General features: G+C 69.8%; 22 protein-coding genes and 1 riboswitch. Of the genes, 14 read left to right on the plus strand and 8 right to left on the minus strand.

The window, feature by feature from the left end; genetic code table 11:
* The first annotated feature begins 129 nt into the window (after positions 1–129).
* Both ACIQPR_RS00955 and ACIQPR_RS00960 read left to right on the plus strand, forming a co-directional pair.
* Entirely contained in the window at positions 130–720 is a 591-nt protein-coding gene (locus tag ACIQPR_RS00955) for an N-acetylmuramoyl-L-alanine amidase (RefSeq protein ID WP_403639952.1), read from the plus strand.
* Positions 721–804: 84 nt separating this feature from the next.
* Positions 805–1,734: a 1-aminocyclopropane-1-carboxylate deaminase/D-cysteine desulfhydrase gene (locus ACIQPR_RS00960; RefSeq protein WP_403639955.1), complete on the plus strand. Its 930-nt coding sequence runs from the start codon at positions 805–807 to the stop codon at positions 1,732–1,734.
* 138 nt (positions 1,735–1,872) lie between these two features.
* On the opposite strand, the gene ACIQPR_RS00965 is transcribed toward ACIQPR_RS00960, so the two are convergent.
* Positions 1,873–3,468, minus strand: coding sequence for a Na+/H+ antiporter (locus tag ACIQPR_RS00965; protein WP_403639957.1), 1,596 nt, complete (start codon positions 3,466–3,468; stop codon positions 1,873–1,875).
* A 62-nt stretch (positions 3,469–3,530) separates the two neighbouring features.
* Here ACIQPR_RS00965 and ACIQPR_RS00970 point away from each other — a divergent pair, with 62 nt between their 5' ends.
* The 3 genes from ACIQPR_RS00970 (at position 3,531) to ACIQPR_RS00980 (ending at position 5,617) form a co-directional block, all read left to right on the plus strand.
* Positions 3,531–3,791, plus strand: coding sequence for a UBP-type zinc finger domain-containing protein (locus ACIQPR_RS00970; RefSeq protein ID WP_403639960.1), 261 nt, complete (start codon positions 3,531–3,533; stop codon positions 3,789–3,791).
* A gap of 273 nt (positions 3,792–4,064) precedes the next feature.
* Positions 4,065–4,478, plus strand: coding sequence for an anti-sigma regulatory factor (locus tag ACIQPR_RS00975; protein WP_004925829.1), 414 nt, complete (start codon positions 4,065–4,067; stop codon positions 4,476–4,478).
* A gap of 17 nt (positions 4,479–4,495) precedes the next feature.
* Entirely contained in the window at positions 4,496–5,617 is a 1,122-nt protein-coding gene (locus ACIQPR_RS00980; RefSeq protein WP_403639963.1) for an RNA polymerase sigma factor SigF, read from the plus strand.
* A 48-nt stretch (positions 5,618–5,665) separates the two neighbouring features.
* On the opposite strand, the gene ACIQPR_RS00985 is transcribed toward ACIQPR_RS00980, so the two are convergent.
* Complete coding sequence (locus tag ACIQPR_RS00985) at positions 5,666–6,118, minus strand: hypothetical protein (RefSeq protein ID WP_403639966.1); 453 nt, start codon at positions 6,116–6,118, stop codon at positions 5,666–5,668.
* Between the two features lie 116 nt (positions 6,119–6,234).
* Between ACIQPR_RS00985 and ACIQPR_RS00990 the strand changes: the two genes are divergently transcribed.
* Together ACIQPR_RS00990 and ACIQPR_RS00995 are read left to right on the plus strand one after the other, a co-directional pair.
* Positions 6,235–7,203: a diacylglycerol/lipid kinase family protein gene (locus ACIQPR_RS00990; protein ID WP_403639969.1), complete on the plus strand. Its 969-nt coding sequence runs from the start codon at positions 6,235–6,237 to the stop codon at positions 7,201–7,203.
* Between the two features lie 319 nt (positions 7,204–7,522).
* On the plus strand, positions 7,523–7,780 hold the full coding sequence (locus tag ACIQPR_RS00995) for a WhiB family transcriptional regulator (protein ID WP_006142322.1): 258 nt from the start codon (positions 7,523–7,525) through the stop codon (positions 7,778–7,780).
* A 156-nt stretch (positions 7,781–7,936) separates the two neighbouring features.
* Here ACIQPR_RS00995 and ACIQPR_RS01000 read toward each other — a convergent pair whose 3' ends face one another.
* Together ACIQPR_RS01000 and ACIQPR_RS01005 are read right to left on the minus strand one after the other, a co-directional pair.
* A complete protein-coding gene (locus ACIQPR_RS01000) occupies positions 7,937–9,412 on the minus strand; it encodes a sensor histidine kinase (RefSeq protein WP_403639972.1) in 1,476 nt (491 codons plus the stop codon).
* Positions 9,413–9,812: 400 nt separating this feature from the next.
* The gene (locus ACIQPR_RS01005) at positions 9,813–10,883 is read right to left on the minus strand and encodes an SIS domain-containing protein (RefSeq protein WP_403639974.1); all 1,071 of its coding nucleotides are present in this window, start codon (positions 10,881–10,883) and stop codon (positions 9,813–9,815) included.
* A gap of 187 nt (positions 10,884–11,070) precedes the next feature.
* Between ACIQPR_RS01005 and nagB the strand changes: the two genes are divergently transcribed.
* Positions 11,071–11,856, plus strand: a complete 786-nt coding sequence (gene nagB / locus ACIQPR_RS01010; protein ID WP_403639977.1) for a glucosamine-6-phosphate deaminase — start codon at positions 11,071–11,073, stop codon at positions 11,854–11,856.
* 90 nt (positions 11,857–11,946) lie between these two features.
* Here the strand turns inward: nagB and ACIQPR_RS01015 are convergent, their stop codons facing one another.
* From ACIQPR_RS01015 to ACIQPR_RS01030, 4 genes are all read right to left on the minus strand, one after another.
* Positions 11,947–13,473, minus strand: coding sequence for a glycoside hydrolase family 3 protein (locus ACIQPR_RS01015; protein WP_403639980.1), 1,527 nt, complete (start codon positions 13,471–13,473; stop codon positions 11,947–11,949).
* A gap of 9 nt (positions 13,474–13,482) precedes the next feature.
* A complete protein-coding gene (locus tag ACIQPR_RS01020; RefSeq protein ID WP_403639983.1) occupies positions 13,483–14,346 on the minus strand; it encodes a carbohydrate ABC transporter permease in 864 nt (287 codons plus the stop codon).
* Positions 14,343–15,326 carry a carbohydrate ABC transporter permease gene (locus tag ACIQPR_RS01025; protein WP_403639986.1) on the minus strand — a complete coding sequence of 328 codons (984 nt, stop codon included), beginning with the start codon at positions 15,324–15,326 and terminating at the stop codon, positions 14,343–14,345. Before ACIQPR_RS01025 ends, ACIQPR_RS01020 begins: the two co-directional genes overlap by 4 nt.
* Before the next feature lie 99 nt (positions 15,327–15,425).
* Positions 15,426–16,712 carry an extracellular solute-binding protein gene (locus tag ACIQPR_RS01030; protein ID WP_403639989.1) on the minus strand — a complete coding sequence of 429 codons (1,287 nt, stop codon included), beginning with the start codon at positions 16,710–16,712 and terminating at the stop codon, positions 15,426–15,428.
* A 309-nt stretch (positions 16,713–17,021) separates the two neighbouring features.
* On the opposite strand from ACIQPR_RS01030, the gene ACIQPR_RS01035 reads away from it, so the two are divergent.
* From ACIQPR_RS01035 to ACIQPR_RS01060, 6 genes are all read left to right on the plus strand, one after another.
* The gene (locus ACIQPR_RS01035) at positions 17,022–17,786 is read left to right on the plus strand and encodes a GntR family transcriptional regulator (RefSeq protein ID WP_355917532.1); all 765 of its coding nucleotides are present in this window, start codon (positions 17,022–17,024) and stop codon (positions 17,784–17,786) included.
* A gap of 158 nt (positions 17,787–17,944) precedes the next feature.
* Complete coding sequence (locus ACIQPR_RS01040; RefSeq protein ID WP_403639991.1) at positions 17,945–18,196, plus strand: DUF3311 domain-containing protein; 252 nt, start codon at positions 17,945–17,947, stop codon at positions 18,194–18,196.
* On the plus strand, positions 18,193–19,794 hold the full coding sequence (mctP, locus tag ACIQPR_RS01045; RefSeq protein WP_403639994.1) for a monocarboxylate uptake permease MctP: 1,602 nt from the start codon (positions 18,193–18,195) through the stop codon (positions 19,792–19,794). The genes ACIQPR_RS01040 and mctP overlap by 4 nt, the downstream gene beginning before the upstream one ends.
* Positions 19,795–19,907: 113 nt before the next feature.
* The gene (locus ACIQPR_RS01050) at positions 19,908–20,414 is read left to right on the plus strand and encodes a GNAT family N-acetyltransferase (RefSeq protein ID WP_403639997.1); all 507 of its coding nucleotides are present in this window, start codon (positions 19,908–19,910) and stop codon (positions 20,412–20,414) included.
* Positions 20,415–20,491: 77 nt separating this feature from the next.
* Positions 20,492–20,569, plus strand: a riboswitch (cobalamin riboswitch).
* Between the two features lie 143 nt (positions 20,570–20,712).
* On the plus strand, positions 20,713–23,181 hold the full coding sequence (locus ACIQPR_RS01055) for a ribonucleoside-diphosphate reductase subunit alpha (RefSeq protein ID WP_403639999.1): 2,469 nt from the start codon (positions 20,713–20,715) through the stop codon (positions 23,179–23,181).
* Complete coding sequence (locus ACIQPR_RS01060; RefSeq protein WP_403640002.1) at positions 23,181–24,200, plus strand: ribonucleotide-diphosphate reductase subunit beta; 1,020 nt, start codon at positions 23,181–23,183, stop codon at positions 24,198–24,200. The genes ACIQPR_RS01055 and ACIQPR_RS01060 overlap by 1 nt, the downstream gene beginning before the upstream one ends.
* The last annotated feature ends 256 nt before the right edge of the window (positions 24,201–24,456 follow it).

Raw genomic sequence — 24,456 nt, forward strand, 5'->3', positions numbered from 1 at the left:
GAGGCGGGCGTTGTCCGGATCGGCTCGCACGCCGTACGAACAAGTCGTCCGTACCGGATTTTTTCGGTACAAGCAGCGATAACAGGCGGCCGTGCACGTCGGCCGTCGCACAGCACGAAGGAGGCGTTCATGGCCTCACCCATGTCCGCGGGCGGCTTTCTGGCCGGCCTGAAGGCGGAGGGCGTCACGGTCGTCGAGGTCGGCGACTGGGAGCACCACAACCGCAACCACAAGGGCCCCTGGGGTCCCGTCCACGGCGTGATGATCCACCACACGGTCACCAACGGCGGCGCGCGGACGGTGGCCCTCTGCCGGGACGGCCGCCCGGACCTGCCCGGTCCCCTCTGCCACGGCGTCATCACCAAGGACGGCACCCTCCACCTCGTCGGCTACGGCCGCGCCAACCACGCGGGGCTCGGCGACGACGACGTGCTGCGCGCGGTGATCGCCGAGAAGGCGCTGCCGCACGACAACGAGGCCAACACCGACGGCAACCGGCACTTCTACGGCTTCGAGTGCGAGAACCTCGGCGACGGCGAGGACCCGTGGCCCGCGGCCCAGTTGGAGACCATCGAGAAGGTCTGCGCGGCGATCTGCCGCCACCACGGCTGGTCGGAGCGGTCGGTGATCGGGCACCTGGAGTGGCAGCCCGGAAAGGTGGACCCGCGCGGGTTCACGATGACGTGGCTGCGCGAGCGGATCCACGACAGGCTGAAGTAGCCCCCCGGAGACCCGGGCGAGCCGAGTGCTCCAAGTGCTCCGAGCACCCCGGGTACTCCAGGTGCACCGGGTGACAATGGTGCCGTGACCAGCCCCGACCTCTCCGCGCTACGGCCCCGGCTCCCCTCACCGGTGCAGGAGGTCACGGACGGGCGCTTCGGGCGGCACGGTGTCCGGCTGCTGCTCAAGCGGGACGACCTGATCCACCCCGACCTGATCGGCAACAAGTGGCGCAAACTCGCGCCCAACCTCGCGGCGGCGGCCGGACGCGCGGTCGTCACGTTCGGCGGCGCCTACTCCAACCACCTGCGCGCCACCGCCGCCGCGGGCCGCCTCCTGGGCCTGCGCACGGTCGGCGTGGTCCGCGGCCAGGAGCTGGCGGACCGCCCGCTCAACCCGTCCCTGTCCCGCTGCGCGACGGACGGAATGCGCCTCCACTTCGTCGACAGGTCGACGTACCGGCGCAAGACCGAGCCGGGGACGCTGGCGGGCATCCTGCGGGCGGTGGACGCGGAGGACGCGTACGTGGTCCCCGAGGGCGGCAGCAACGCCCTCGCGGTACGCGGCTGCCGGGCCCTCGGGGAGGAGCTGCGCACGCGTGCCGACGCCGACATCGATGCCCATCCCCATGCCGATGTGGTGGCCCTCGCCTGCGGGACCGGCGGCACGCTGGCCGGGCTGGCGGCCGGACTCGCCCCCGGACGGCGGGTGTTGGGGATACCGGTCCTCAAAGGCGGCTTCCTGGGCGCCGAGATCACCGCCCTCCAGGAGAGTGCCTTCGGTGGCCGTCGCGGCGACTGGTCGCTCGACGACCGCTTCCATTTCGGCGGCTACGCGCGCGTGCCCGCCGAACTCGACGCCTTCGCCGAGGACTTCGAGCAGCGCCACGGCCTGGCCGTCGAGCGTCTCTATGTCGCCAAGTTGCTGTACGGACTTGTCGCCCTGGCAGGAGAGGGCGCCTTTCCGCGCGGGACGACGATCACGGCGGTCGTCACCGGGCGGCCCTTCCCGTGAGGGCCCAGGTCGTGTCCGCGAAGTGCCGTCGTTCGCCCGCAGGGCGCAGGCCTCGCGGCGCCCGGTGCATGCGATCGCCACCCCGCCCGAGCGTGCGTGCCGGGCGTCGCGAGACGGGCGGGACTTCGCGGACACCGCCTACGCCGCCTCCCGATAAGCCGCCGCCTCCTCCAGGTCCAGTCTGCGGAGCAGGGTGCGGAGCATCTCGTCGTCGATGTAGCGGCCGTCGCGCAGGCGCACGAACATCGAGCGTTCGGCGCTGATCATCTCGCGGGACAGGCGGCGGTAGGTATCGTCGACGGTTTCGCCGGTGACGGGGTTGGTGGCGCCCAGGCGCTCCCAGACGGCGTTGCGGCGGCGCTCCAGGACCTCGCGGAGGCGGTCGGCCAGCGGAGGGGGCAGGGCGTTGCGCTCGTCCTCCAGGAGGGCGTTGAGGCGTTTCTCGGCCACTCGGGAGGCCTGGGCCTGGGCGTTGGCCTCGGCGAGCGTCTCGGCCTGGGGGTCGCGGCCGGGGAATTTCAGCAGCCGGATGATCGGGGGCAGGCTCAGGCCCTGCACCACCAGGGTGCCGATGACCGTCGTAAAGGTCAGGAACAGGATGATGTTGCGCTGCGGGAAGGGATCGCCGCCGTGCACGGTGAGCGGGATCGAGAAGGCGATGGCCAGCGAGACCACGCCCCGCATGCCGGCCCACGCGGTGGTCATCGCCCCCTTCCAGGTGGGGTTGTCCTCGCGTTCCCTGATCCGCGCGGAGAACATGCGGGGCAGGAAGGCCGCCGGGTACACCCACACGAAGCGGGTCACGACGACCACCAGGAAGAGGGCGATCGCGTACAGGGCCGCGTCCAGGCCGCGGTACTCGCCAAGTCCCTTGAGGACCACCGGCAGTTGCAGTCCGATCAGGGCGAACACCGCCGACTCCAGGACGAAGGCGACCATCTTCCACACGGCCTCCTCCTGGAGGCGGGTCGCGAAATCGACCTCCCACGCGCGGTGCCCCAGATAGAGCGCGACGACCACGACGGCGAGCACTCCGGAGGCGTGCACCTGCTCGGCGACCGCGTAGGCGACGAACGGGATCAGCAGGGAGAGCGTGTTCTGCAACAGCGCCTCCTTGAGGTGTGTGCGCAGCCAGTGGATCGGGACCATCATCAGGAGGCCGATCCCGACCCCGCCGACGGCCGCGAGCAGGAACTCCCCGATGCCGCCGGCCCAGGTGGCGCCCTCGCCGACCGCCGCCGCGAGGGCCACCTTGTAGGCGGTGATCGCGGTGGCGTCGTTCAGGAGGGACTCGCCCTGGAGGATCGTCGTGATCCGCGAGGGCAGTCCCACGCGGCGGGCCACCGCGGTCGCGGCGACCGCGTCCGGCGGCGCCACCACCGCGCCCAGCACCAGCGCCGCGGTCAGTGGCAGCCCCGGCACGATCACGTACGCGGCCCAGCCGACGACGAACGTGGCGAAGAGCACGTACCCCACCGACAGCAGCGCCACGGGCCGCACTTGGGCCCGCAGGTCGAGATACGAGCTGTCGGTGGCCGAGGTGTACAGCAGCGGGGGCAGCAGCAGCGGCAGGACGACGTCCGGGTCCAGGGTGTAGTCCGGGACCCCCGGCACGTACGAGACGGCCAGCCCCACCGCGACCAGCAGCAGCGGCGCCGGCACCGGGGTGCGCCGGGCCCCGGCGGCCACCGCGGCACTTCCCGCCACCAGCAACAGCAGTGGCATCACGTCCATCGTCCTCGCCCGCCCTCGTTTTTCCGCGCGGCCGACCGCGCGGCCGTCGTAATCTGGCAATCATGAAACAGTGCACGCACGCCGACGCGCTGCCGCTCCCGGAACCGAAGCCGCAGAGCGAGACCTGCCTTGAGTGTCTGGCGGCCGGCACCCACCCCGTGCAGCTGCGACTCTGCCTCTTCTGCGGCCATGTCGCCTGCTGCGACTCCTCGCCCCTGCGCCACGCGACAGCGCATCACAAGGAATCCGGACATCCGGTGATGCGGACCTACGAACCCGGGGAGAGCTGGCGCTGGTGCTTCGTCGACCATGTGCTCCTGTGACGCCGTGAGCCGAAATCCGACCCCCGGTCGCGACGGTTCGACCGTCTGACGTCTGGGTACGTCAACCCGGCGCGCGCTCTTCCCAATTGGGCCCGCAGGACCCCTAGCCACGGAGCGTATCCGTAGGTTTACTATGAGTGACAGCATGGGGTTGGGGTCCCGGGGACAGGAAAGTTCAGAGCGCGGTAGCGTCACCGCTGAACCAAGTATCGCGTTACCCCGGGGGGCGACCCCTGGGCCCCCGATAGAGCTTGTACCACCTTGGAGGTGAGGGTGTCCCAGATCGCAGGCGAGCCCGCGACCCAGGACTTCGTGGAAGTCCGGCTGCCGGCTGCGGGTGCCTACCTGTCGGTGCTGCGTACGGCCACGGCCGGCCTCGCGGCCCGTTTGGACTTCACCCTCGACGAGATCGAGGACCTCCGCATCGCGGTGGACGAGGCCTGCGCGATCCTGCTCCAGCAGGCCGTGCCCGGCTCAGTGCTCAGCTGTGTCTTCCGGCTCGTGGACGACTCGCTCGAAGTCACCGTCTCCGCCCCGACGACGGACGGTCACGCGCCCTCGCGCGACACCTTCGCCTGGACCGTGCTCTCGGCCCTCGCGGGCAAGGTCTCATCGGCAGTCGACGAGGACAAGACCGTTTCGATCAGCCTCTACAAACAGCGCGGCGCGGGACCCGGGCCGGCGTGAGGAACGGGGACGGGCCGGTGCGGGAAGAAGAGCGCGGCACACGGGAGCTGCCGACCGAGGGCGGCACGGGCGGGGCGAGCCGCGCGGCGGACGCCGGCCCCCTGGTGCCCCGCGGCGGAATTCCCGAGCAGGCCCGGCCGCATCCGGAGGACGAACCCTCGGAGGCCGGTGTGACGGACGACGGTCAACGTGAGCAGGACGGTGTCGTGCGTATTGGTGGGGTCTCCCCCGTTGCCGGGGGTTCCCCCGCTCCGACTCAGTCGAGCGTGGGGGAGGAGGCGAAAGCTCGGGGAAGGGCGACGGACCAGACGATGAGCGAGCACGAGCGGGACGACGTGGCGGGCGCGCAGGCCGTGCAGAGTGCGCAGAGCACCCGGCACGACCCCCAGGACCGCAGCGGGGCGCGCGCGCTCTTCATCGAGCTGCGCACGCTCAAGGACGGCAGCGTCGAGTACGCGGAGCTGCGCAACCGGCTGGTCCGTATGCACCTGCCGCTCGTCGAGCACCTCGCGCGCCGCTTCCGCAACCGCGGCGAGCCGCTGGACGACCTGACCCAGGTCGCCACCATCGGCCTGATCAAGTCGGTCGACCGCTTCGACCCGGAGCGCGGTGTCGAGTTCTCGACGTACGCGACCCCGACGGTCGTCGGCGAGATCAAGCGGCACTTCCGGGACAAGGGCTGGGCGGTGCGCGTCCCGCGCCGGCTCCAGGAGCTGCGGCTGTCGCTGACCACGGCGACGGCGGAGCTCTCTCAGCGGCACGGGCGCTCCCCCACGGTCCACGAGCTGGCCGAGAAGCTGGGCATCTCGGAGGAGGAGGTCCTGGAGGGCCTGGAGTCCGCCAACGCGTACTCCACGCTGTCCCTGGACGTCCCGGACACCGACGACGAGTCCCCGGCGGTCGCGGACACCCTGGGCGCCTACGACGAGGCCCTGGAGGGCGTCGAGTACCGCGAGTCGCTCAAGCCGCTGCTGGAGGACCTGCCGCCCCGCGAGAAGCGGATCCTGCTGCTGCGCTTCTTCGGCAACATGACGCAGTCGCAGATCGCGCAGGAGGTCGGCATCTCTCAGATGCACGTGTCCCGGCTGCTGGCCAGGACACTGGCCCAGCTGCGGGAGAAGCTCCTCGTCGAGGAGTAGGCCCGGACCGGGGAACAGGACCGGGCCAAAGACCGGCTCTACGGCTCCCTACGGCTCTTCGGTGCGGCGGCCGGGCCCTCGGATTCCGAGGGCCTGTGTCGTCGCCGGGTTCACCAGCAGCACCAGCGCGGCGACCGCGACCACCGCGAGCGCGATACCGGCCGGGATGGCCACACTGTCGGCCTGGAGCAGGTTGTAGGCCACGGGCAGCGCCATGACCTGGGTGATGACGGCGGGCCCCCGGCTCCAGCCGCGCCGGCCGAGCAGTCCGCGCGCGGCGAACAGCGGCAGCAGCGCCAGCACCACCAGGGTCACGCCTCCGGTGACCGCCTGCTGCCGGTCGTCCGGGTCGCCGGTGATCCCCAGGACGAGCATCCACACTCCGCCGACGGCCAGCGCGAGCCCCTCCAGCGCGACGAGGACCGCCGCGTAGGTCAGCCGGCGCGGACGGGGTCCGTCGGGGCCGTCGGTCTCCGGGGCGGGGGTCTGCTCAGCGCTCACCCCAGAAGGGTAGCCCTCGGAAAACGGCCCCAGGTGTCCAGGCTCACGCCCTCACCTCTTACCCAACCCCTACCTCGGTATGGGACCGGTACCCCCCAGTAGGTACGCTGCAACTCATGCGTGCACTTCTCGTGGTCAATCCGGCGGCAACCACCACAAGCGCACGTACGCGCGACGTCCTGCTCCACGCGCTCGCCAGCGAGATGAAGCTGGAGGCCGTCACCACGGAGTACCGGGGTCACGCGCGCGACCTCGCCCGCCAGGCGGCGGAGAGCGGGAACGTCGACCTGGTGGTGGCCCTCGGCGGCGACGGCACCGTCAACGAGGTCGTCAACGGCCTGCTGCACACCGGCCCCGACCCGGAGCGCCTGCCCGGCCTCGCCGTGGTCCCCGGCGGCTCCACCAACGTCTTCGCGCGCGCCCTGGGGCTGCCCAACGACGCCGTGGAGGCCACCGGCGCCATCCTCGACGCCCTGCGCGAGGGCAGCGAGCGCACGGTCGGCCTCGGGCTGACCTCGGGGACGCCGGGCACCGAGGACGAGGCGGTGCCCTCGCGCTGGTTCACCTTCAACGCCGGGCTCGGGTTCGACGCCGGTGTGGTCGGGCGGGTCGAGCAGCAGCGGGAGCAGGGCAAGAAATCGACGCACGCGCTGTACGTGCGCCAGGTGGTCCGGCAGTTCCTCGGCGAGCAGCACCGCCGGCACGGGACGATCACGCTGGAGCAGCCCGGCCAGGACCCGGTCGGCGATCTGGTGGTGGCCATAGTCTCGAACACCTCGCCCTGGACGTATCTCGGCAATCGCCCGATGTACACGTCACCTAAGGCGTCGTTCGATAAAGGCCTCGACGTACTCGGTCTCACCCGGCTGTCCAGCGCCGCGGTTGCCCGGTATGGCACCCAGTTGCTCACTTCGTCCCCCGAACGCGGGCCCCATGGAAAGCACGCCGCGGCCCTGCACGACCTGAGCGAGTTCACCTTGCATTCGAAGGCCCCGTTGCCCCTCCAGATGGACGGCGACCACCTCGGACTGCGTACGAGCGTGACGTTCACAGGCGTACGCCGTGCACTGCGTGTGATTGTGTGAGCAGAAAGGGCTGAAGTCCTTTCACTCGAACGTTTAGACCAGGATCCACCCCATGGAAGTACGGCTGTGACCTAGTCGACACCGAGGAATCAAAAAAAACTTTCCAGAAGGGGTTGTATCCGCCGCTGAGGTTTGCGAGTCTCTACGTGGCGATCGAGACGGCCCGCAACACCGGCCTCCACGGATCACCGGAACCCCTCTTCAATCCACAGGACCCCGCCAGTGAACCTGGCGTTCGGCCCTTCACTTGTTGAGGGATTCGTGAAAGCGTTCACATTCACAAGCAACCCGCACGTAATACCAAGGAGAGGTAGCAGCCATGGACTGGCGTCACAACGCCGTTTGCCGCGAGGAAGACCCCGAGCTCTTCTTCCCCATCGGCAACACCGGTCCTGCGCTGCTGCAGATCGAGGAAGCCAAGGCCGTCTGCCGTCGCTGCCCCGTTATGGATCAGTGTCTGCAGTGGGCGCTTGAGTCCGGCCAGGACTCCGGCGTCTGGGGTGGTCTCAGCGAGGACGAGCGCCGCGCCATGAAGCGCCGCGCCGCTCGCAACCGGGCCCGTCAGGCATCCGCCTGACATCCACCCCGCTAACAGCCTGAGCTTGGCGGCGCGTACAGCGCGTACGCATCTCCCGCCCCCGAGCCGCAGCGCGCAGTACCCCCCGGTGCGCATAGCAACGAGCAGAGAGCCCCGGATCACCCAGTGATCCGGGGCTCTTCGCTGTCCCGCCCGCTACTTCTGCGCCCGCACCGGCACATCCAGGATCACCCGGGTCCCCCGCTCCGGCCCCGGCACCATGTCGAACGTGCCGCCCAACTCCCCCTCCACCAGGGTCCGTACGATCTGGAGGCCCAGGTTGCCCGAGCGGTGCGGGTCGAATCCCTCGGGGAGTCCCACGCCGTCGTCCTGCACGGTGACCAGGAGGCGGGCCTCCTTGGAGCTGCCGCCGCGCACCGCCGACACCTCGACCGTGCCGGTCTCGCCCTCGCGGAAGCCGTGCTCCAGGGCGTTCTGGAGAATCTCGGTGAGCACCATGGAGAGCGGGGTGGCGACCTCGGCGTCCAGTATTCCGAAGCGACCGCTGCGCCGGCCGGTGACCTTGCCCGGGGAGATCTCGGCGACCATCGCGAGCACCCGGTCGGCGATCTCGTCGAACTCCACGCGCTCGTCCAGGTTCTGGGACAGCGTCTCGTGCACGATCGCGATCGAGCCGACCCGGCGTACGGCCTCCTCCAGGGCCTCGCGGCCGCGCTCCGACTCGATCCGGCGGGCCTGGAGGCGCAACAGGGCGGCGACCGTCTGGAGGTTGTTCTTCACCCGGTGGTGGATCTCCCGGATGGTCGCGTCCTTGGTGATCAACTCCCGCTCGCGGCGCCGCAGTTCGGTGACGTCCCGGAGCAGCACCAGTGAACCGATGCGGGTGCCCTTGGGTTTGAGCGGGATCGCCCGGAACTGGATCACGCCCTCGCGCGCCTCGATCTCGAACTCGCGTGGCGCCCAGCCGCTGGCGACCTTGGCGAGCGCCTCGTCCACCGGGCCCCGGGTGGGGGCGAGTTCGGCGGTGGTCACACCCAGGTGCTGGCCGACGAGGTCGGTGGCCAGGCCCATGCGGTGGTACGCGGAGAGGGCGTTGGGCGAGGCGTACTGCACGATGCCGTCGCCGTCGAGCCGGATCAGTCCGTCGCCGACGCGCGGCGAGGCGTCCATGTCGACCTGCTGGTTGGGGAACGGGAAGGAACCGGCCGCGATCATCTGCGCGAGGTCCGACGCGCTCTGGAGATAGGTCAGTTCGAGGCGGCTCGGGGTGCGCACAGTGAGCAGGTTGGTGTTGCGCGCGATGACTCCCAGGACGCGCCCGTCCCGTCGTACCGGAATCGACTCGACGCGGACGGGGACCTCTTCGCGCCATTCCGGGTCGCCCTCGCGGACGATCCGGCCCTCGTCCAGGGCCGCGTCCAGCATGGGGCGACGGCCGCGCGGGACGAGGTGGCCGACCATGTCGTCCTGGTAGGAGGTGGGCCCGGTGTTCGGCCGCATCTGGGCGACGGAGACATAGCGGGTGCCGTCGCGCGTGGGGACCCACAGGACCAGGTCGGCGAAGGAGAGGTCGGAGAGCAGCTGCCACTCCGAGACCAGCAGGTGCAGCCACTCGAGGTCGGAGTCGCCGAGTGCGGTGTGCTGGCGTACGAGTTCGTTCATGGAGGGCACGTCTGCGAGCGTACCCGCCGGTCTGTACCTGTCCTAAAAACACCCGCGGGCCGCGGCGCCTGAGAGGGACCCTCAGCCCTCTCGGCACCGCAGCCCGGAGCAGCAACGGCCACGGGGTGTGCGGTCCCGATCGGCCGATGGATGAGGACCCGGGGCAGTCAGGGCAGAGAGCTCCGGTTCCTCGGTCCGTCTTCCTGTGCGGGGAAGACGGAGGCTTACGCCTTTAACACATTGTGGACTAGACCACTAATCCGTGTCCATGCGTTGAAGGATGTTCGATGCCGATGCTTTCCCGCACCTGTCCGCAACTACTCGGACGTCCCAGCATCCACTGCGAAGCCTAACCGTGTTGAGTCATGTGCGGGGGCAGATGTTCATGGGAATTTCCGCCGGACCGGGATCAGCGGGTCTCGGTCACCTTGGCCAGGGCGCGGGGCGCGTCCGGGTCCTGGCCCCGGGCGATGGTGACCTCGTAGGCCAGGAGCTGGAGCGGGAGGATCTCCAGGATCGGCTGGAGTTCCTCGGGGACGCCCTCCACGGGCAGGACGAAGCCGGCCGAGGCCTGCTCGACCTGGCCGGCCGGGCCGATGACGACCAGGTCGGCGCCCCGGCCGCGCAGCCGGTCGAGCACGGGCTGGAGGGCGGCGCCGCCCTTGCCGTCCGTCACGACCGCGATGACCGGGGAGACGTTGTCGACCATGGCGAGGGGGCCGTGGAGGAGGTCGGCGCCGGAGTAGGCGAGGGCGGGGATGTAGCTGGTCTCCATCAGCTTGAGGGCGGCCTCCTTCGCCGTGGGATAGCCGTAGCCGCGGGAGGTGATGACCATGCGTTCGGCGAAGCGGTAGCGGGAGGCGAGGGTGCGGACCTCGTCCTGGCGGGCGAGCAGCTGTTCGGCGAGGTCGGGCAGCGCCTTGGCCGCGGCGCCGTCGCCGCCGCGAAGACCCTCGACGAAGAGGTAGAGCGCGAGGAGCGAGGCCGTATACGTCTTGGTCGCGGGAAGGGCCTTCTCCGGGCCGGCCATGATGTCGATGTGGTACTCGGAGACGGCGGCCAGCGGTGAGTCCGGGTTGTTGGTGACGGCGACGGTGATCGCGCCGGCCTCGCGGGCGGCGCGGGTCGAGGCCACCAGGTCCGGGGAGCCGCCGGACTGACTGACGGTGACGACGAGGACGTCGGTCAGGTCGGGGCGGGCGCCGTAGGCGGTGGTGGTCGACATCGAGGTGAGTCCGCAGGGCAGGCCGAGGCGGATCTCCAGGAGGTACTTGGCGTACAGGGCCGCGTTGTCGGAGGTGCCGCGGGCGGTGAGCAGCACGAAGCGTGGCCTGCGGGCGGCCACCTCCTGGGCCACCTGCCGGATGCGCGGGGCGCCCTCCTCCAGGATGCGGCGCAGGACGGCGGGCTGCTCGGCCGTTTCGCGGGCCATGATCCGGCCCGGTACGTCGTTCTCGGGGGTCGGGGTCGTGGCGGTCATGCGGGTCCTCCGGAGGTGCGCGGGGAAGGGCGACGGCGGTCCGTCGGGTCCATTTCACCCCTTCTTCCGGCGGGCCGCCCGCGCGGGGTGGTGGGACGGGGATCACCTGGGCGGTGGCACCCGATTCTGTTAGATTGACCTCGATTGGTCTACACCACATGGCTCACTTCAGAACGGCAGGCCCAGCGTGGAAGTTGTCATCGTCCCGGACGCCGAGTCGGGCGGCGAGCTGATCGCCGAGGCCATGGCACAGCTGCTCCGGCGCAAGCCGGACGCCCTGCTGGGCGTGGCCACCGGCTCGACGCCCCTGCCCATCTACGAAGCGCTGGCGGCCAAGGTCCGCGCCGGCGCCGTGGACACCTCGCGGGCGCGGATCGCGCAACTCGACGAGTACGTGGGACTGCCCGCCGAGCACCCGGAGTCGTACCGCTCGGTGCTGCGCCGTGAGGTGCTGGAGCCGCTCGGAATCGGCGTCGGGGCGTTCCTCGGCCCGGACGGCACCGCCGAGGACATACCGGCGGCCTGCGCGGCGTACGACCGGGCGCTGGGCGAGGCCGGCGGGGTGGACCTCCAGATACTCGGGATCGGGACCGACGGGCACATCGGCTTCAACGAGCCGTGCTCCTCGCTCGCCTCGCGGACCCGGATCAAGACGCTGACCGAGCAGACGCGGGTGGACAACGCGCGCTTCTTCGACGGCGACATCGAACAGGTCCCGCACCACGTCATCACCCAGGGCATCGGCACCATCCTGGAGGCGCGGCACCTGGTGCTGCTGGCGACCGGCGAGGGCAAGGCGGACGCGGTCGCCGCGACCGTGGAGGGGCCGGTCGCCGCGGTGTGCCCGGCCTCGGCGCTCCAACTGCACCGGCATGCGACGGTCGTGGTGGACGAGGGCGCCGCGTCCAAGCTGAAGCTCGCGGACTACTTCCGGCACACGTTCGTCAACAAGCCCGACTGGCAGGGGATCTGAGGCGCGGGTCCTCTCCGTACGTGCCGGTGCCGGGCTCCCTCGTGGAGAGCCCGGCACCGGTGTTTTCGGGGAGGTTCCCCCGGGTCGGGGTCACTCCCCCGCGATGACCTCCGCCGCCGCACGGCCGCAGACCCGGGCCGCGCCGTGCGTCGCGATGTGGAGGGCGCCTCGGGGCGGGGCCTGGGGCACGCCCATCTCCACCACGACGGTGTCGGGGCGGGCCGCCAGCAGGGTGTCGAGGGTGGCCGCCATCCAGGGGTGACGGTGCTCGTCCCGCAGCGCGACCACGACGCGCCGCCCGCCGGCCGCCTCCAGCACCGCGCTCCCCGCCCCCTCCCCGGCGAAGCGACCCGTCTCCGTGCCGGGCAGCAGCCGGGCCAGTTCCACACCCACGCCCCAGGGGGTCTGGTCGCCCACGGCGATGTTGGCGACGGGGGTGAGGAGGGCGACGAAGGGCGGTTCGGCGAGCGGGGTGAAGTCGTCGGCGCGGGTGACGGCGAGGGCCCGGCGGGCGGCGACGAGGCCGATGTCGACGCGCGTCACGTCCGGTGCGGCGACGGAGGTCTCCCCGCCGGCCGGCGGCGGCGAGGCCGCCCAGCGGGCCAGCCCCCGTACCCGTTCCGCCGCTTCGGCCAGGCGTTGTTCCGGGAGTTCGCCCGCGCGGACCGCGCCGACCAGGGCGTCGCGCAGACGTCGTACGGTCTCGTCGTCCGCGAGGCCGCCGCCCACGCAGATCGCGTCGGCGCCGGCGGCTATCGCGAGGACGCTGCCGCGTTCGATGCCGTAGGTGGCCGCGATGGCCTGCATCTCCATGCCGTCGGTGACGATGAGGCCGTCGTAGCCGAGCCGGCCGCGCAGGAGGCCGGTCAGGATGTGCTCGGAGAGGGTGGCCGGGTGGTCCGGGTCCAGGGTGGGGACCAGGATGTGGGCACTCATCACCGCGCGGCTGCCGGCGGCGATGGCCGCGTGGAACGGGAGGAGTTCGCGTCGCTCCAGGACGGCGGACTCCGCGTCGATGCGCGGCAGCGCGTGGTGGGAGTCGACCGCGGTGTCGCCGTGGCCGGGGAAGTGCTTGGTGCAGGCGGCGACGCCCGCCGCCTGGAGGCCGGTGACGTAGGCGGCGGTGTGGCGGGCGACCAGTTCCGGGTCGGCGCCGAAGGAGCGGACGCCGATGACCGGGTTGGCGGGGTTGGAGTTGACGTCGGCGGACGGGGCCCAGTTGAGGTTGACCCCGCACTCGGCGAGGCGGCGGCCCAGTTCGTGGGCCACCTCCCTCGTCAGCTCCACGTCGTCGACCGCGCCGAGGGCGTGGTTGCCGGGGAAGGAGGAGCCCGTGCGCACCTCAAGGCGGGTGACGTCGCCGCCCTCCTCGTCGATGGCGACCAGCACGTCGTCCCGCTCCGACCTCAACTGGGCGGTCAGCGCGGACAGTTGGTCCGGCGAGGTGATATTGCGGCCGAACAGGCCCACCGAGGCCAGGCCTTCGCCCAGCCGCCGGAGCAGCCAGTCGGGGGCGGTGGTGCCCGGGAAGCCGGGTTGCAGGACGGTGAGGGCGTCGCGCGTCAGGCCGTCCTTCTCGGAATGGGGCCCAGTGGTACCGCTGGCGAATGTCGTCATCGGTTGGCGTTATCCCTTCACAGCGCCGGCGGTCAGACCCGCGGCCATCTTGCGCTGGACGAGGAGGAAGAGGACGACGATCGGCACGGCCATCATCGTGGCGCCGGCCATCATCGGGGCGTATTCGGTGCCGTGCTTGGTGGTGAAGTTGCCGAGCCACACGGTGGCCGTCTGGTGCTCCTGGCTGAGCAGCATCAGGGCGTACAGGTACTCGTTCCAGGCCTGGATGAAGCCGTAGACCGAGGTGGCGACCATGCCGGGGGCGAGGAGGGGGAAGACCACGCGGATGAAGGCGCCGGTGCGGGAGCAGCCGTCGACCATGGCCGCCTCCTCCAGTTCCTTCGGGATGTTGACGATGAAGCCGCGCAGGGTCCACACCGTGAACGGGAGGATGAAGGTCAGGTAGGTGATGACCAGGCCGGAGAGCTTGTCGTACTGGTCGAGGTCGTTCAGCAGCAGGAAGACCGGGATGATCATCGAGACCAGCGGGACCATCTGGACCGCGAGGATGCCGACGATCACGGCCTTGCGGCCGCGGAAGGCGAAGCGGGAGATGGCGAGCGCGGCCAGCAGGCCGATGACGATGCCGATCACGACGACCGACAGGGACACGATGAGGCTGCGGCCGACCGGGCCCCAGAAGTCCGCGATGGCCAGCGCCCGGCGGAAGTTGTCGAGGGTGATGCCGGTGGGCAGCAGGCTCGGGTCCGGGTCGATGGCGTCCTTGGCCGGTTTGAACGCCGTGTCGAGCATCCAGTAGAGGGGGAAGCCGACGACGACGAAGACGACGAGGCCGAGCAGGTTCCAGCCGAGCCTGGACTTCTTGCGCCCGCCGGTCGACTGCCGGGGCGCGTCGGTCGTGAGCGCGCTCATTCGACCTCTCCGATCTGAAGCATCTGGCGCATGTAGACGGCGACGACTCCGAGCAGCAGCACCACGGTGACCAGGGCGATCGCCGAGCCCTGCCCGTAGTCGTTGACGACGAAGGCGCGGTCGTACGAGTAGGTGCTCAGGAGTTGGAAGTCGGCCTCGGGGTGGCCGCCGCGCATCACGAACACCTGGGGGAAGACGCCCATGTCCCAGATCACCGACAGGGTCGTGAGCATCACGATGATCGGCTTGAGGATGGGCAGGGTGACGTACCGGAAGACTCCCCAGGCGCCGGCGCCGTCGAGGCGGGCGGCCTCCTCCAGTTCCTGGGGGACCTGGGTGAGTCCGGCGCTGAGGGTGATGACCACGAAGGGCACCGCGCCCCACACCACGAGCAGCATGATGACGAGGAGGCCCTGCGGTCCGCTGGCGAACCAGTTGTGGCCGACCATGTCGACGCCGGGCAGCTTGCTGAGCAGCGCGTTGAAGACGCCGTAGTCGGTGTCGAAGAGCCACTTGAAGACGGTGGTCGCGACGATCACCGGCATGCCCCAACTGGCCACCAGGACAATGTTGATGAGCGTCTTCACCCAGCCGGAGACCCGCTGCTGGAGCAGCGCGAGGGCCATGCCGGCGACCATGGTGAAGATCACCGAGCCGGCCGCGAAGACGATCGTGCGGACGACGACACCCCAGAACTCGCCGTCGCCGAGGACCCCGGAGAAGTTGTCGAAGCCGACCCACTCGGCGGGCTTGAAGCCCCACAGCTGGGACTGGCCGAAGGACTGGAAGGACAGCGTGACCAGGCGGACCAGCGGATAGCCCATGACCAGGGCGAGGATGAGCAGACAGGGGGCGAGCAGCAGCCAGGGGATCCCGGCGGCCTTGGCCGTCGGCCGTCTGCGGGGTGCGCCGGGGACGCGCGGTGGGGGCGCCTGCCGCTGCGGCGGCACCTTGGCGGGGGTGGTCGTGTCGGCACTCATCGCGCTCCTCAGCGGTCCCTCGGGTCGTACGGCCGTACGGAGTCGCGGGGCCCTGCCCCGAGGACGTCCAGGACGTCCGACAGGGCCCCGCGACCCGGGTCACTTGGTGTTGATGACCTTGTCGATCGCGGAGTCCGCGGCCTTCGCGGCGGCCTCGACCGACTGCTTGCCGGTGCCGATGTTCTGCAACATGGTCTGGAGGATCTGGGCCTTCTCGACCTGGCCCCAGCCCGGTGCCATCGGGACGAACCAGTTGGACTCGGCCGCGGTGGCCGGGACCGCCGTCGCGGGGTCGTTCTTCAGCGTCGCGAGGTCGGTCTTGTTGTTGGGCAGGTTGCCCTTGGCCATCAGGCCCTTCTGGCCGGACGGGCCGGTGAAGGCATTGATCCACTCGGCGGCGAGCGCCTGCGCCTTGGACTTGACCGGGATGGCCAGGTCCGAACCGCCCAGGAACACGGGCATGTTCTTGCCGGACGGGCCGGGCATCACGAAGTTGACGAGGCTGGTGGCCAGCTTGCCGCCGGTCTTGTCGTTCTTCGGGTCGGCGGCGGTGGCGCCCTCCCAGGCGGCACCGAAGATCATGCCGACCTTGCCCTGGCCGTAGACGATGTAGCGGTCGGACTCGTCCTTGGTCTTGTCGCCGTGCATGTACTTGTCGATGACCGACTTCCACTCATTGAGTCCCTTGATGGACTCGGGCGAGGAGAGGCCGGCCTTCCACTCGCTGCCGGACTGGGTGGCGATGGCGCCGCCGGCGTCGTAGACGAAGGACATGGCCGCGTACCAGTCACGGGTGGGCTGGTACCAGGCGCTGAACTTGTCGCCCTCCTTCTTCTGGATCTTGTCCAGGTCGGCGGTCAGCTCGGCGTACGTGGTCGGGGTGGACTTGATGCCGGCCGAAGCGGCGATGTCCTTGCGCCAGTTGGCGACGCGGCCACCGGCGTAGTAGGGGACGCCGTAGGTCTTGCCGTCGTAGGTGACCGAGGCCTTGAGGCCGTCGAGCCAGGCGGAGGAGTTGGTGAACTTCGCCGGGTCCACGGGTGCGAAGGCGCCCTTGACCATGTAGCTCAGCATCTCGGTGTTGCCCATCTCGACCACGTCGGGGACCTTGTCGGTGGCGAGGACCGCGTCGAGCTTGGTGTTCTTGTCGGGCCAGCCGTAGTACTCGTGCTTGATCTTGACGCCGGGGTGCGCCTTCTGCACGGCCGCGTCGGCTGCCTTCACCAGCTGGGGCCAGTTGTTCTGCGCGTCGACGGTGAGCCAGACGGTCAGCTCCTTGGCGTCGGCGCCGCTGTTCGAAGAGCCCTTGTCGTCGTTGCCCCCGCACGCCGCGATGGAGACCATCATGCCCGCGATACCGATCGCGGCTATGAGCTTGCGCTTCACGCCACCCTCCTCAGGGATGCCTGCCACACCTCCCGCCCATGGGCCGGGACCTGAACCAATGGTGTAGACCAGTACCGGGAGCTTGGACCAGACCACAGGGCCTGTCAAGAGTTCCCGAAACGGCCCTGACCAGCCGTTATGGGACCTACATATGCAGGAACCTTTAAGTAAGAAGGCAGCGAAAACAACCGTGCCGGAGTACCCTCCTCCACTAGACCACTTGGCCTTGTGGACTAGACCAAAAGCGACGGCGACGGTATACAGAAGGGATCACGAAGTGACCTGTGTCCGGAGCCGGAAAGGCGGAGCATGAGCACCGACGTCAGCAGTGCGGAGAACGAGGGTGGGGCCACCGTCCGCACCGCGCGTGTGCCGAAGTACTACCGCCTCAAGAAGCACCTGCTCGACATGACGGACACCCTGCCGCCCGGCACGCCGGTCCCGCCCGAGCGCACCCTGGCCGCGGAGTTCGACACCTCGCGCACGACCGTCCGCCAGGCCCTTCAGGAACTGGTGGTCGAGGGCCGGCTCGAACGCATCCAGGGCAAGGGCACGTTCGTCGCCAAGCCGAAGGTCTCGCAGGCGCTCCAACTCACCTCGTACACCGAGGACATGCGCGCCCAGGGCCTCGAACCCACCTCGCAGCTCCTGGACATCGGCTACATCACGGCCGACGACACCCTCGCCGACCTGCTCGACATCACCGCAGGCGGCCGGGTGCTGCGCATCGAGCGGCTGCGCATGGCCAACGCCGAACCGATGGCCATCGAGACCACCCACCTCAGCGCGAAGCGCTTCCCCGCCCTGCGCAGGTCCCTCGTCAAGTACACGTCCCTCTATACGGCGTTGGCCGAGGTCTACGACGTCCATCTCGCCGAGGCCGAGGAGACCATCGAGACCTCGCTGGCCACCCCGCGCGAGGCGGGCCTCCTCAGCACCGACGTCGGCCTGCCGATGCTGATGCTCTCCCGCCACTCCCTCGACAAGGAGGGCAAGCCGGTGGAGTGGGTGCGCTCGGTGTACCGGGGCGACCGGTACAAGTTCGTGGCACGCCTCAAGCGCCCGCAGGACTAGGGGACTCACGCGGCCGGATTTCCGCTCCGGTTGACACCGATGTCACGCCTTCACGAAATCGACATGGCGATATGCGGACGAGGTCTTTCGCTCGCGTGACGAGGTGCCCTACATTGCCTGCGCGTTACACAGGCGATCAGTGAGGGGACTGCCGCGATATGTCAGATACGCCCGAAGTGAGAGATCCCGTGGTGACGCCGGCCCGCGTCGCCATCGCCGTCTGTCTGCTGGCGCCCTTCGTGGCGTTGCTCTGGGTCGGCTCCTACGCCAAGACGGATCCCGCGTTCATCGGCATCCCCTTCTTCTACTGGTACCAGATGCTCTGGGTGCTGGTCTCCACGGCGCTGACCATGACCGCGTACAAGCTCTGGCAGCGCGACCAGCGGGCCCGCCACGGAGGTAACCGGTGAACGACGGCGTCAACGGCGTCGCTCTCGGCGTCTTCATCTTCTTCTTCCTGGTCGTCACCGTCCTCGGCTTCCTCGCCGCGCGCTGGCGCCGGGCAGACAACGAGCACAGCCTCGACGAATGGGGCCTGGGCGGACGGTCGTTCGGCACCTGGGTCACCTGGTTCCTGCTCGGCGGCGACCTCTACACCGCGTACACGTTCGTCGCCGTTCCCGCGGCGGTCTACGCGGCGGGCGCGGCCGGCTTCTTCGCGGTGCCGTACACCATCCTGGTGTACCCCCTGATCTTCACCTTCCTGCCCCGGCTCTGGTCGGTGTCGCACAAGCACGGCTATGTGACGACGTCCGACTTCGTGCGGGGCCGCTTCGGCTCGAAGAGCCTGTCCCTCGCGGTGGCGGTCACCGGCATCCTCGCGACGATGCCGTACATCGCGCTCCAACTGGTCGGCATCCAGGCCGTGCTGGACGTCATGGGGGTGGGCGGCAGCACGAACTCCAACTGGTTCGTGAAGGACCTGCCGCTGCTCATCGCGTTCGCCGTGCTGGCCGCGTACACCTACTCGTCCGGGCTGCGCGCCCCCGCGCTGATCGCGTTCGTGAAGGACGGCCTGATCTACCTCGTGATCACGGTGGCGATCATCTACATCCCCATCAAGCTCGGCGGCTTCCACGACATCTTCAGCGCGGCGGGAGCGAAGTTCAAGGCGGCCGGAGCGGGCGGTCTCGTGCCCGCCCCGGCGGGTCAATGGACGTACGCCACCCTGGCGTTGGGCTCGGCGCTGGCCCTGTTCATGTACCCGCACTCGATCACCGCGACGCTCTCCTCCAGGAGCCGCGACGTGATCCGCCGCAACACCACGATCCTGCCGCTGTATTCACTGATGCTGGGCCTGCTCGCGCTGCTCGGCTTCATGGCCATCGCGGCGGGCGTCAAGGTCACCAACGGCCAACTGGCCATCCCCCAGCTCTTCGAGAACATGTTCCCGGACTGGTTCGCGGGCGTGGCCTTCGCCGCGATCGGCATCGGGGCCCTGGTCCCCGCGGCCATCATGTCCATCGCGGCGGCGAACCTCTTCACCCGCAACATCTACAAGGACTTCATCAACCCGGACGCGACCCCGGCCCAGGAGACCAAGGTCTCCAAGCTGGTCTCCCTCCTGGTGAAGGTCGGCGCGCTGGCCTTCGTCCTGACGATGGACAAGACGGTCGCCATCAACTTCCAGCTGCTGGGCGGCATCTGGATCCTCCAGACCTTCCCGTCCCTGGTGGGCGGCCTGTTCACCCGCTGGTTCCACCGCTGGGCACTCCTGGCGGGCTGGGCGGCCGGCATGCTCTACGGCACCCTCGCGGCCTACGGCGTGGCCTCCCCCACCCAGGCCCACTTCGGCGGCTCCTCGAAGGAGATCCCGGGGATCGGCGAGATCGGCTACATCGGCCTGACGGCGTTCGTGCTGAACGTGGTGGTGACGGTGGTCCTGACGTTCGCCCTGAAGGCCCTGAAGGCACCGGAGGGCGTCGACGAGACCAGCCCCGCCGACTACACGGCGGACCGGGGCGACCCGGGCGTGCAGGAGGAGCTTCCCGTGACCGCCGGCCACTGACCCCGCTCCGCGGGCACGACCGGCCGTACGCACGACCGGCCGTACGCACGACCGCGGCGGGCCACCGGGAAATACCCCCTCGGTGGCCCGCCGCCTCGTCCACACTCACCCCCATGAACATCAGCGTCCGCACGGCACGACCCGCCGAATACGCGCCCCTCGGCGACATCACGGCCCAGGCCTACCTCCAGGACGGCCTCCTCGACTTCGGTGAAAGCGACTCCTATCTGGGCGAGTTGAGAGCCGTGGCGCGCCGGGCCGCAGCCGCGGACGTGCTGGTGGCCGTCGACGGCGAGCACCTCCTCGGCGGAGTGACCTTCGTCCCGTCCGGCGGCCCGATGGCCGACATCGCCCGGCCCGGCGAGGCCGAGATCCGGATGCTCGCGGTCGCCCGCGACGCCCGCGGCCAGGGCGCCGGCGAGGCCCTCGTCCGCGCCTGCGTGGACCGCGCCCGCGCCACCACGGGCTGCACGGCCGTGGTCCTGTCGACCCAACGCACCATGCACGCCGCCCACCGCGTCTACGAACGCCTCGGTTTCACCCGCTCCCCCGAGCGCGACTGGAATCCCCTGCCGGAGCTCACCGACATCACTCTCCTCACCTATGAGTTGACACTCTGAAACAGCCGCGACACAACATCTGGGGGTGCCATGACTGCCCGGCACAAGATGTATGCTCATGCTCGCTGTCGCCGCAGGGGAATCCGGTGCGAATCCGGAACTGTCCCGCAACGGTGTACTTGCGTGCATTCGCACGCCTGGTCAGTCCGAGGACCTGCCGACGGCGCGCCCGGCCACCCGGCCTGGCGCATGACGTCCGGGCCTCGTGGAGTGGGCCGGTGGACGCGACGCCCCGTGCGCTCGTGAGCTGCCGCCTGCCCTCCGCAAGACCCCGTGCCGAGCGAGGGAGAGCCCCACCGTGACCATCGCGCCAGCAGAGCCGGCCTCAGCGACCCAGGCGAGCGAGGACACCGCGGCCGGAACCGCCGTTCCCGGAGCGGTCGTTCCCGCCGAGGGCGTTCCCGGAGCCGAGGGTCCCGGAACCGACGGTCCCGGTGCCGCGATCCTGCGGACCCTGACCGAGCTGACCGCCGACCTTCCCGACGCCGACCCCGGCCGGGTCGCCGCCGCCGCACTGCGCGGCCGGTCCGCGCACGCGGACGAGACGGAACTGCGCGAACTGGCCACGGAGGCCGCCGCCGGCCTCATCTCCGAGGACCCGGTCTACTCCCGGCTGGCCGCCCGGCTGCTGACGATCAGCATCGCCGCCGAGGCCGCCTCGCAGGGCGTGACGACCTTCACCGAGTCCGTCGCCGTGGGCCACCGCGAGGGCCTCGTCGCGGACCGCACCGCCGAGTTCGTGACCCTGCACGCGCCCCGCCTCGACGCGCTGATCGACACCGCGGCCGACGACCGCTTCGGCTACTTCGGACTCCGCACCCTGCACAGCCGCTACCTCCTGCGGCACCCGATCACCCGCAAGGTCATCGAGACCCCCCAGCACTTCATGCTGCGCGTGGCCGCCGGGCTCGCGGACGACACCGCGCTCGATCCGCGGACGGGGACCCGCGCGCTGGACGAAGTGGCCGCGCTCTACGGGCTGATGAGCCGCCTCGACTACCTCCCCTCCTCCCCCACCCTCTTCAACTCCGGCACCCGGCACCCCCAGATGTCGTCCTGCTACCTCCTCGACTCCCCGCTGGACGAGCTGGACTCCATCTACGACCGCTACCACCAGGTCGCCCGCCTCTCGAAGCACGCCGGCGGCATCGGTCTGTCGTACTCCCGCATCCGCAGCCGGGGTTCGCTGATCCGGGGCACGAACGGGCACTCCAACGGCATCGTCCCGTTCCTGAAGACGCTGGACGCCTCGGTCGCCGCGGTGAACCAGGGCGGCCGGCGCAAGGGGGCCGCGGCCGTCTACCTGGAGACCTGGCACTCCGACATCGAGGAGTTCCTGGAGCTGCGGGACAACACCGGTGAGGACGCCCGCCGTACGCACAACCTGAACCTGGCGCACTGGATCCCGGACGAGTTCATGCGCCGGGTGAACGAGGACGGCAGCTGGTCGCTGTTCTCCCCCGCCGACGTGCCCGAGCTGGTCGACCTGTGGGGCGAGGAGTTCGACGCGGCCTACCGCGCGGCCGAGGAGAAGGGCCTCGCGCGCAAGACCATCCCGGCCCGTGACCTCTACGGCCGGATGATGCGCACCCTCGCGCAGACCGGCAACGGCTGGATGACGTTCAAGGACGCGGCCAACCGCACCGCCAACCAGACGGCCGAGCCGGGCCACACCGTCCACTCCTCGAACCTGTGCACCGAGATCCTGGAGGTCACGGACGACGGCGAGACGGCGGTCTGCAACCTGGGCTCGGTGAACCTGGGCGCGTTCGTCGACACGGCGACCGGTGACATGGACTGGGAGCGGCTGGACGAGACCGTCCGCACCGCCGTCACCTTCCTCGACCGGGTCGTGGACATCAACTTCTACCCGACCGAGCAGGCGGGCCGCTCCAACGCCCGCTGGCGCCCGGTCGGCCTCGGCGCGATGGGCCTCCAGGACGTCTTCTTCACACTGCGCCTCCCCTTCGACTCCCCGCAGGCACAGGCCCTTTCGACGCGGATCGCCGAGCGTGTGATGCTCGCCGCGTACGAGGCCTCCGCCGACCTCGCCGAGCGCAACGGCCCGCTGCCGGCCTGGGAGAAGACCCGTACCGCCCGGGGTGTCCTGCACCCCGACCACTACGGCGTGGAGCCGGCCTGGCCGGAGCGCTGGGCCGCGCTGCGGGAACGTATCGCCCAAGTCGGCCTGCGCAACAGCCTGTTGCTGGCCATCGCGCCCACCGCCACCATCGCGTCCATCGCCGGTGTCTACGAGTGCATCGAGCCGCAGGTCTCCAACCTCTTCAAGCGCGAGACGCTGTCCGGCGAGTTCCTCCAGGTCAACTCCTACCTGGTGAACGAGCTGAAGCAGCTCGGCGTGTGGGACGCCCGCACCCGTGAGGCGCTGCGCGACGCCAACGGCTCGGTGCAGGGCTTCAGTTGGATCCCGGCCGATGTCCGCGCCCTGTACCGCACCGCGTGGGAGATCCCGCAGCGCGGCCTGATCGACATGGCCGCCGCCCGCACCCCGTTCCTGGACCAGTCGCAATCCCTGAACCTGTTCCTGGAGACGCCGACGATCGGCAAGCTCTCCTCGATGTACGCGTACGCCTGGAAGCAGGGCCTGAAGACGACGTACTACCTGCGCTCGCGCCCGGCGACCCGGATCGCCCGCGCGGCCCAGGCGCAAGCCCAAGCCGCCATCCCCGTACAGCAGTTGACCCCCGACGAAGACGCGGTGGCCTGCTCCCTGGAAAACCCCGAGTCCTGCGAGGCCTGCCAGTAATGACCACCCCGAACACCGAGAAGAACCTTCTCGACCCGGGCTTCGAGCTGACCCTCCGCCCCATGCGCTACCCGGACTTCTACGAGCGCTACCGGGACGCGATCAAGAACACCTGGACCGTCGAGGAGGTCGACCTCCACTCGGACGTCGCCGACCTCGCGAAGCTGACGCCGGGTGAGCAGCACATGATCGGGCGGCTGGTCGCGTTCTTCGCGACGGGCGACTCGATCGTGGCGAACAACCTCGTGCTGACGCTGTACAAGCACATCAACTCCCCCGAGGCGCGGCTCTACTTGAGCCGCCAGCTCTTCGAGGAGGCGGTGCACGTCCAGTTCTATCTGACGCTGCTGGACACCTACCTCCCCGACCCGGAGGACCGGGCCGCCGCCTTCGACGCGGTGGAGAACATCCCCTCCATCCGCGAGAAGGCCGAGTTCTGCTTCAAGTGGATCAACGAGGTCGAGAAGCTGGAGAGCCTCCAGACCAAGGCGGACCGCCGCCGCTTCCTCCTCAACCTGATCTGCTTCGCCGCGTGCATCGAGGGGCTCTTCTTCTACGGCGCGTTCGCGTACGTCTACTGGTTCCGCAGCCGGGGTCTCCTGCACGGCCTGGCGACCGGCACCAACTGGGTGTTCCGCGACGAGACCATGCACATGAGCTTCGCGTTCGAGGTGGTCGACACCGTCCGCAAGGAGGAGCCGGAGCTGTTCGACGACCAACTCCAGCAGCAGGTCACGGACATGCTGAAGGAGGCCGTCGAGGCGGAGTTGCAGTTCGGGCGCGATCTGTGCGGCGAGGGTCTGCCGGGCATGAACACCGACTCGATGCGCCAGTACCTGGAGTGCGTCGCGGACCAGCGCCTCCAGCGGCTCGGGTTCGCGCCCGTGTACGGCTCCGAAAACCCCTTCTCCTTCATGGAGTTGCAGGGCGTGCAGGAGCTGACCAACTTCTTCGAGCGCCGCCCGTCGGCGTACCAGGTGGCCGTGGAGGGCACGGTCGACCTCGACGAGGACTTCTAACCGCGCACAGCCCGGCGGCCGTAGCGGCCATAAGGCTGCCGTAAGGACTCGGCCGGCCCATGGAGCGTCCATGGGCCGGCCATGGAGTTTCTATGGGGCGGCAAAGTTCTTGAGGGGCATCTGTTCCCGGTCTCCTCGCCCCGGCTACGTTCTGCGCGTCCTGTTCATGTCATGCACAACGGCACCACGGAACGCTCAAAGTGTCATGCCCATGACGACGTTCAACGCCGCCGCTACGCGCGTCACAGGCCTGCCA

Origin of the sequence: Streptomyces sp. NPDC091280 (genome assembly GCF_044768565.1) — a bacterium.
Taxonomy (GTDB): Bacteria; Actinomycetota; Actinomycetes; order Streptomycetales; family Streptomycetaceae; genus Streptomyces.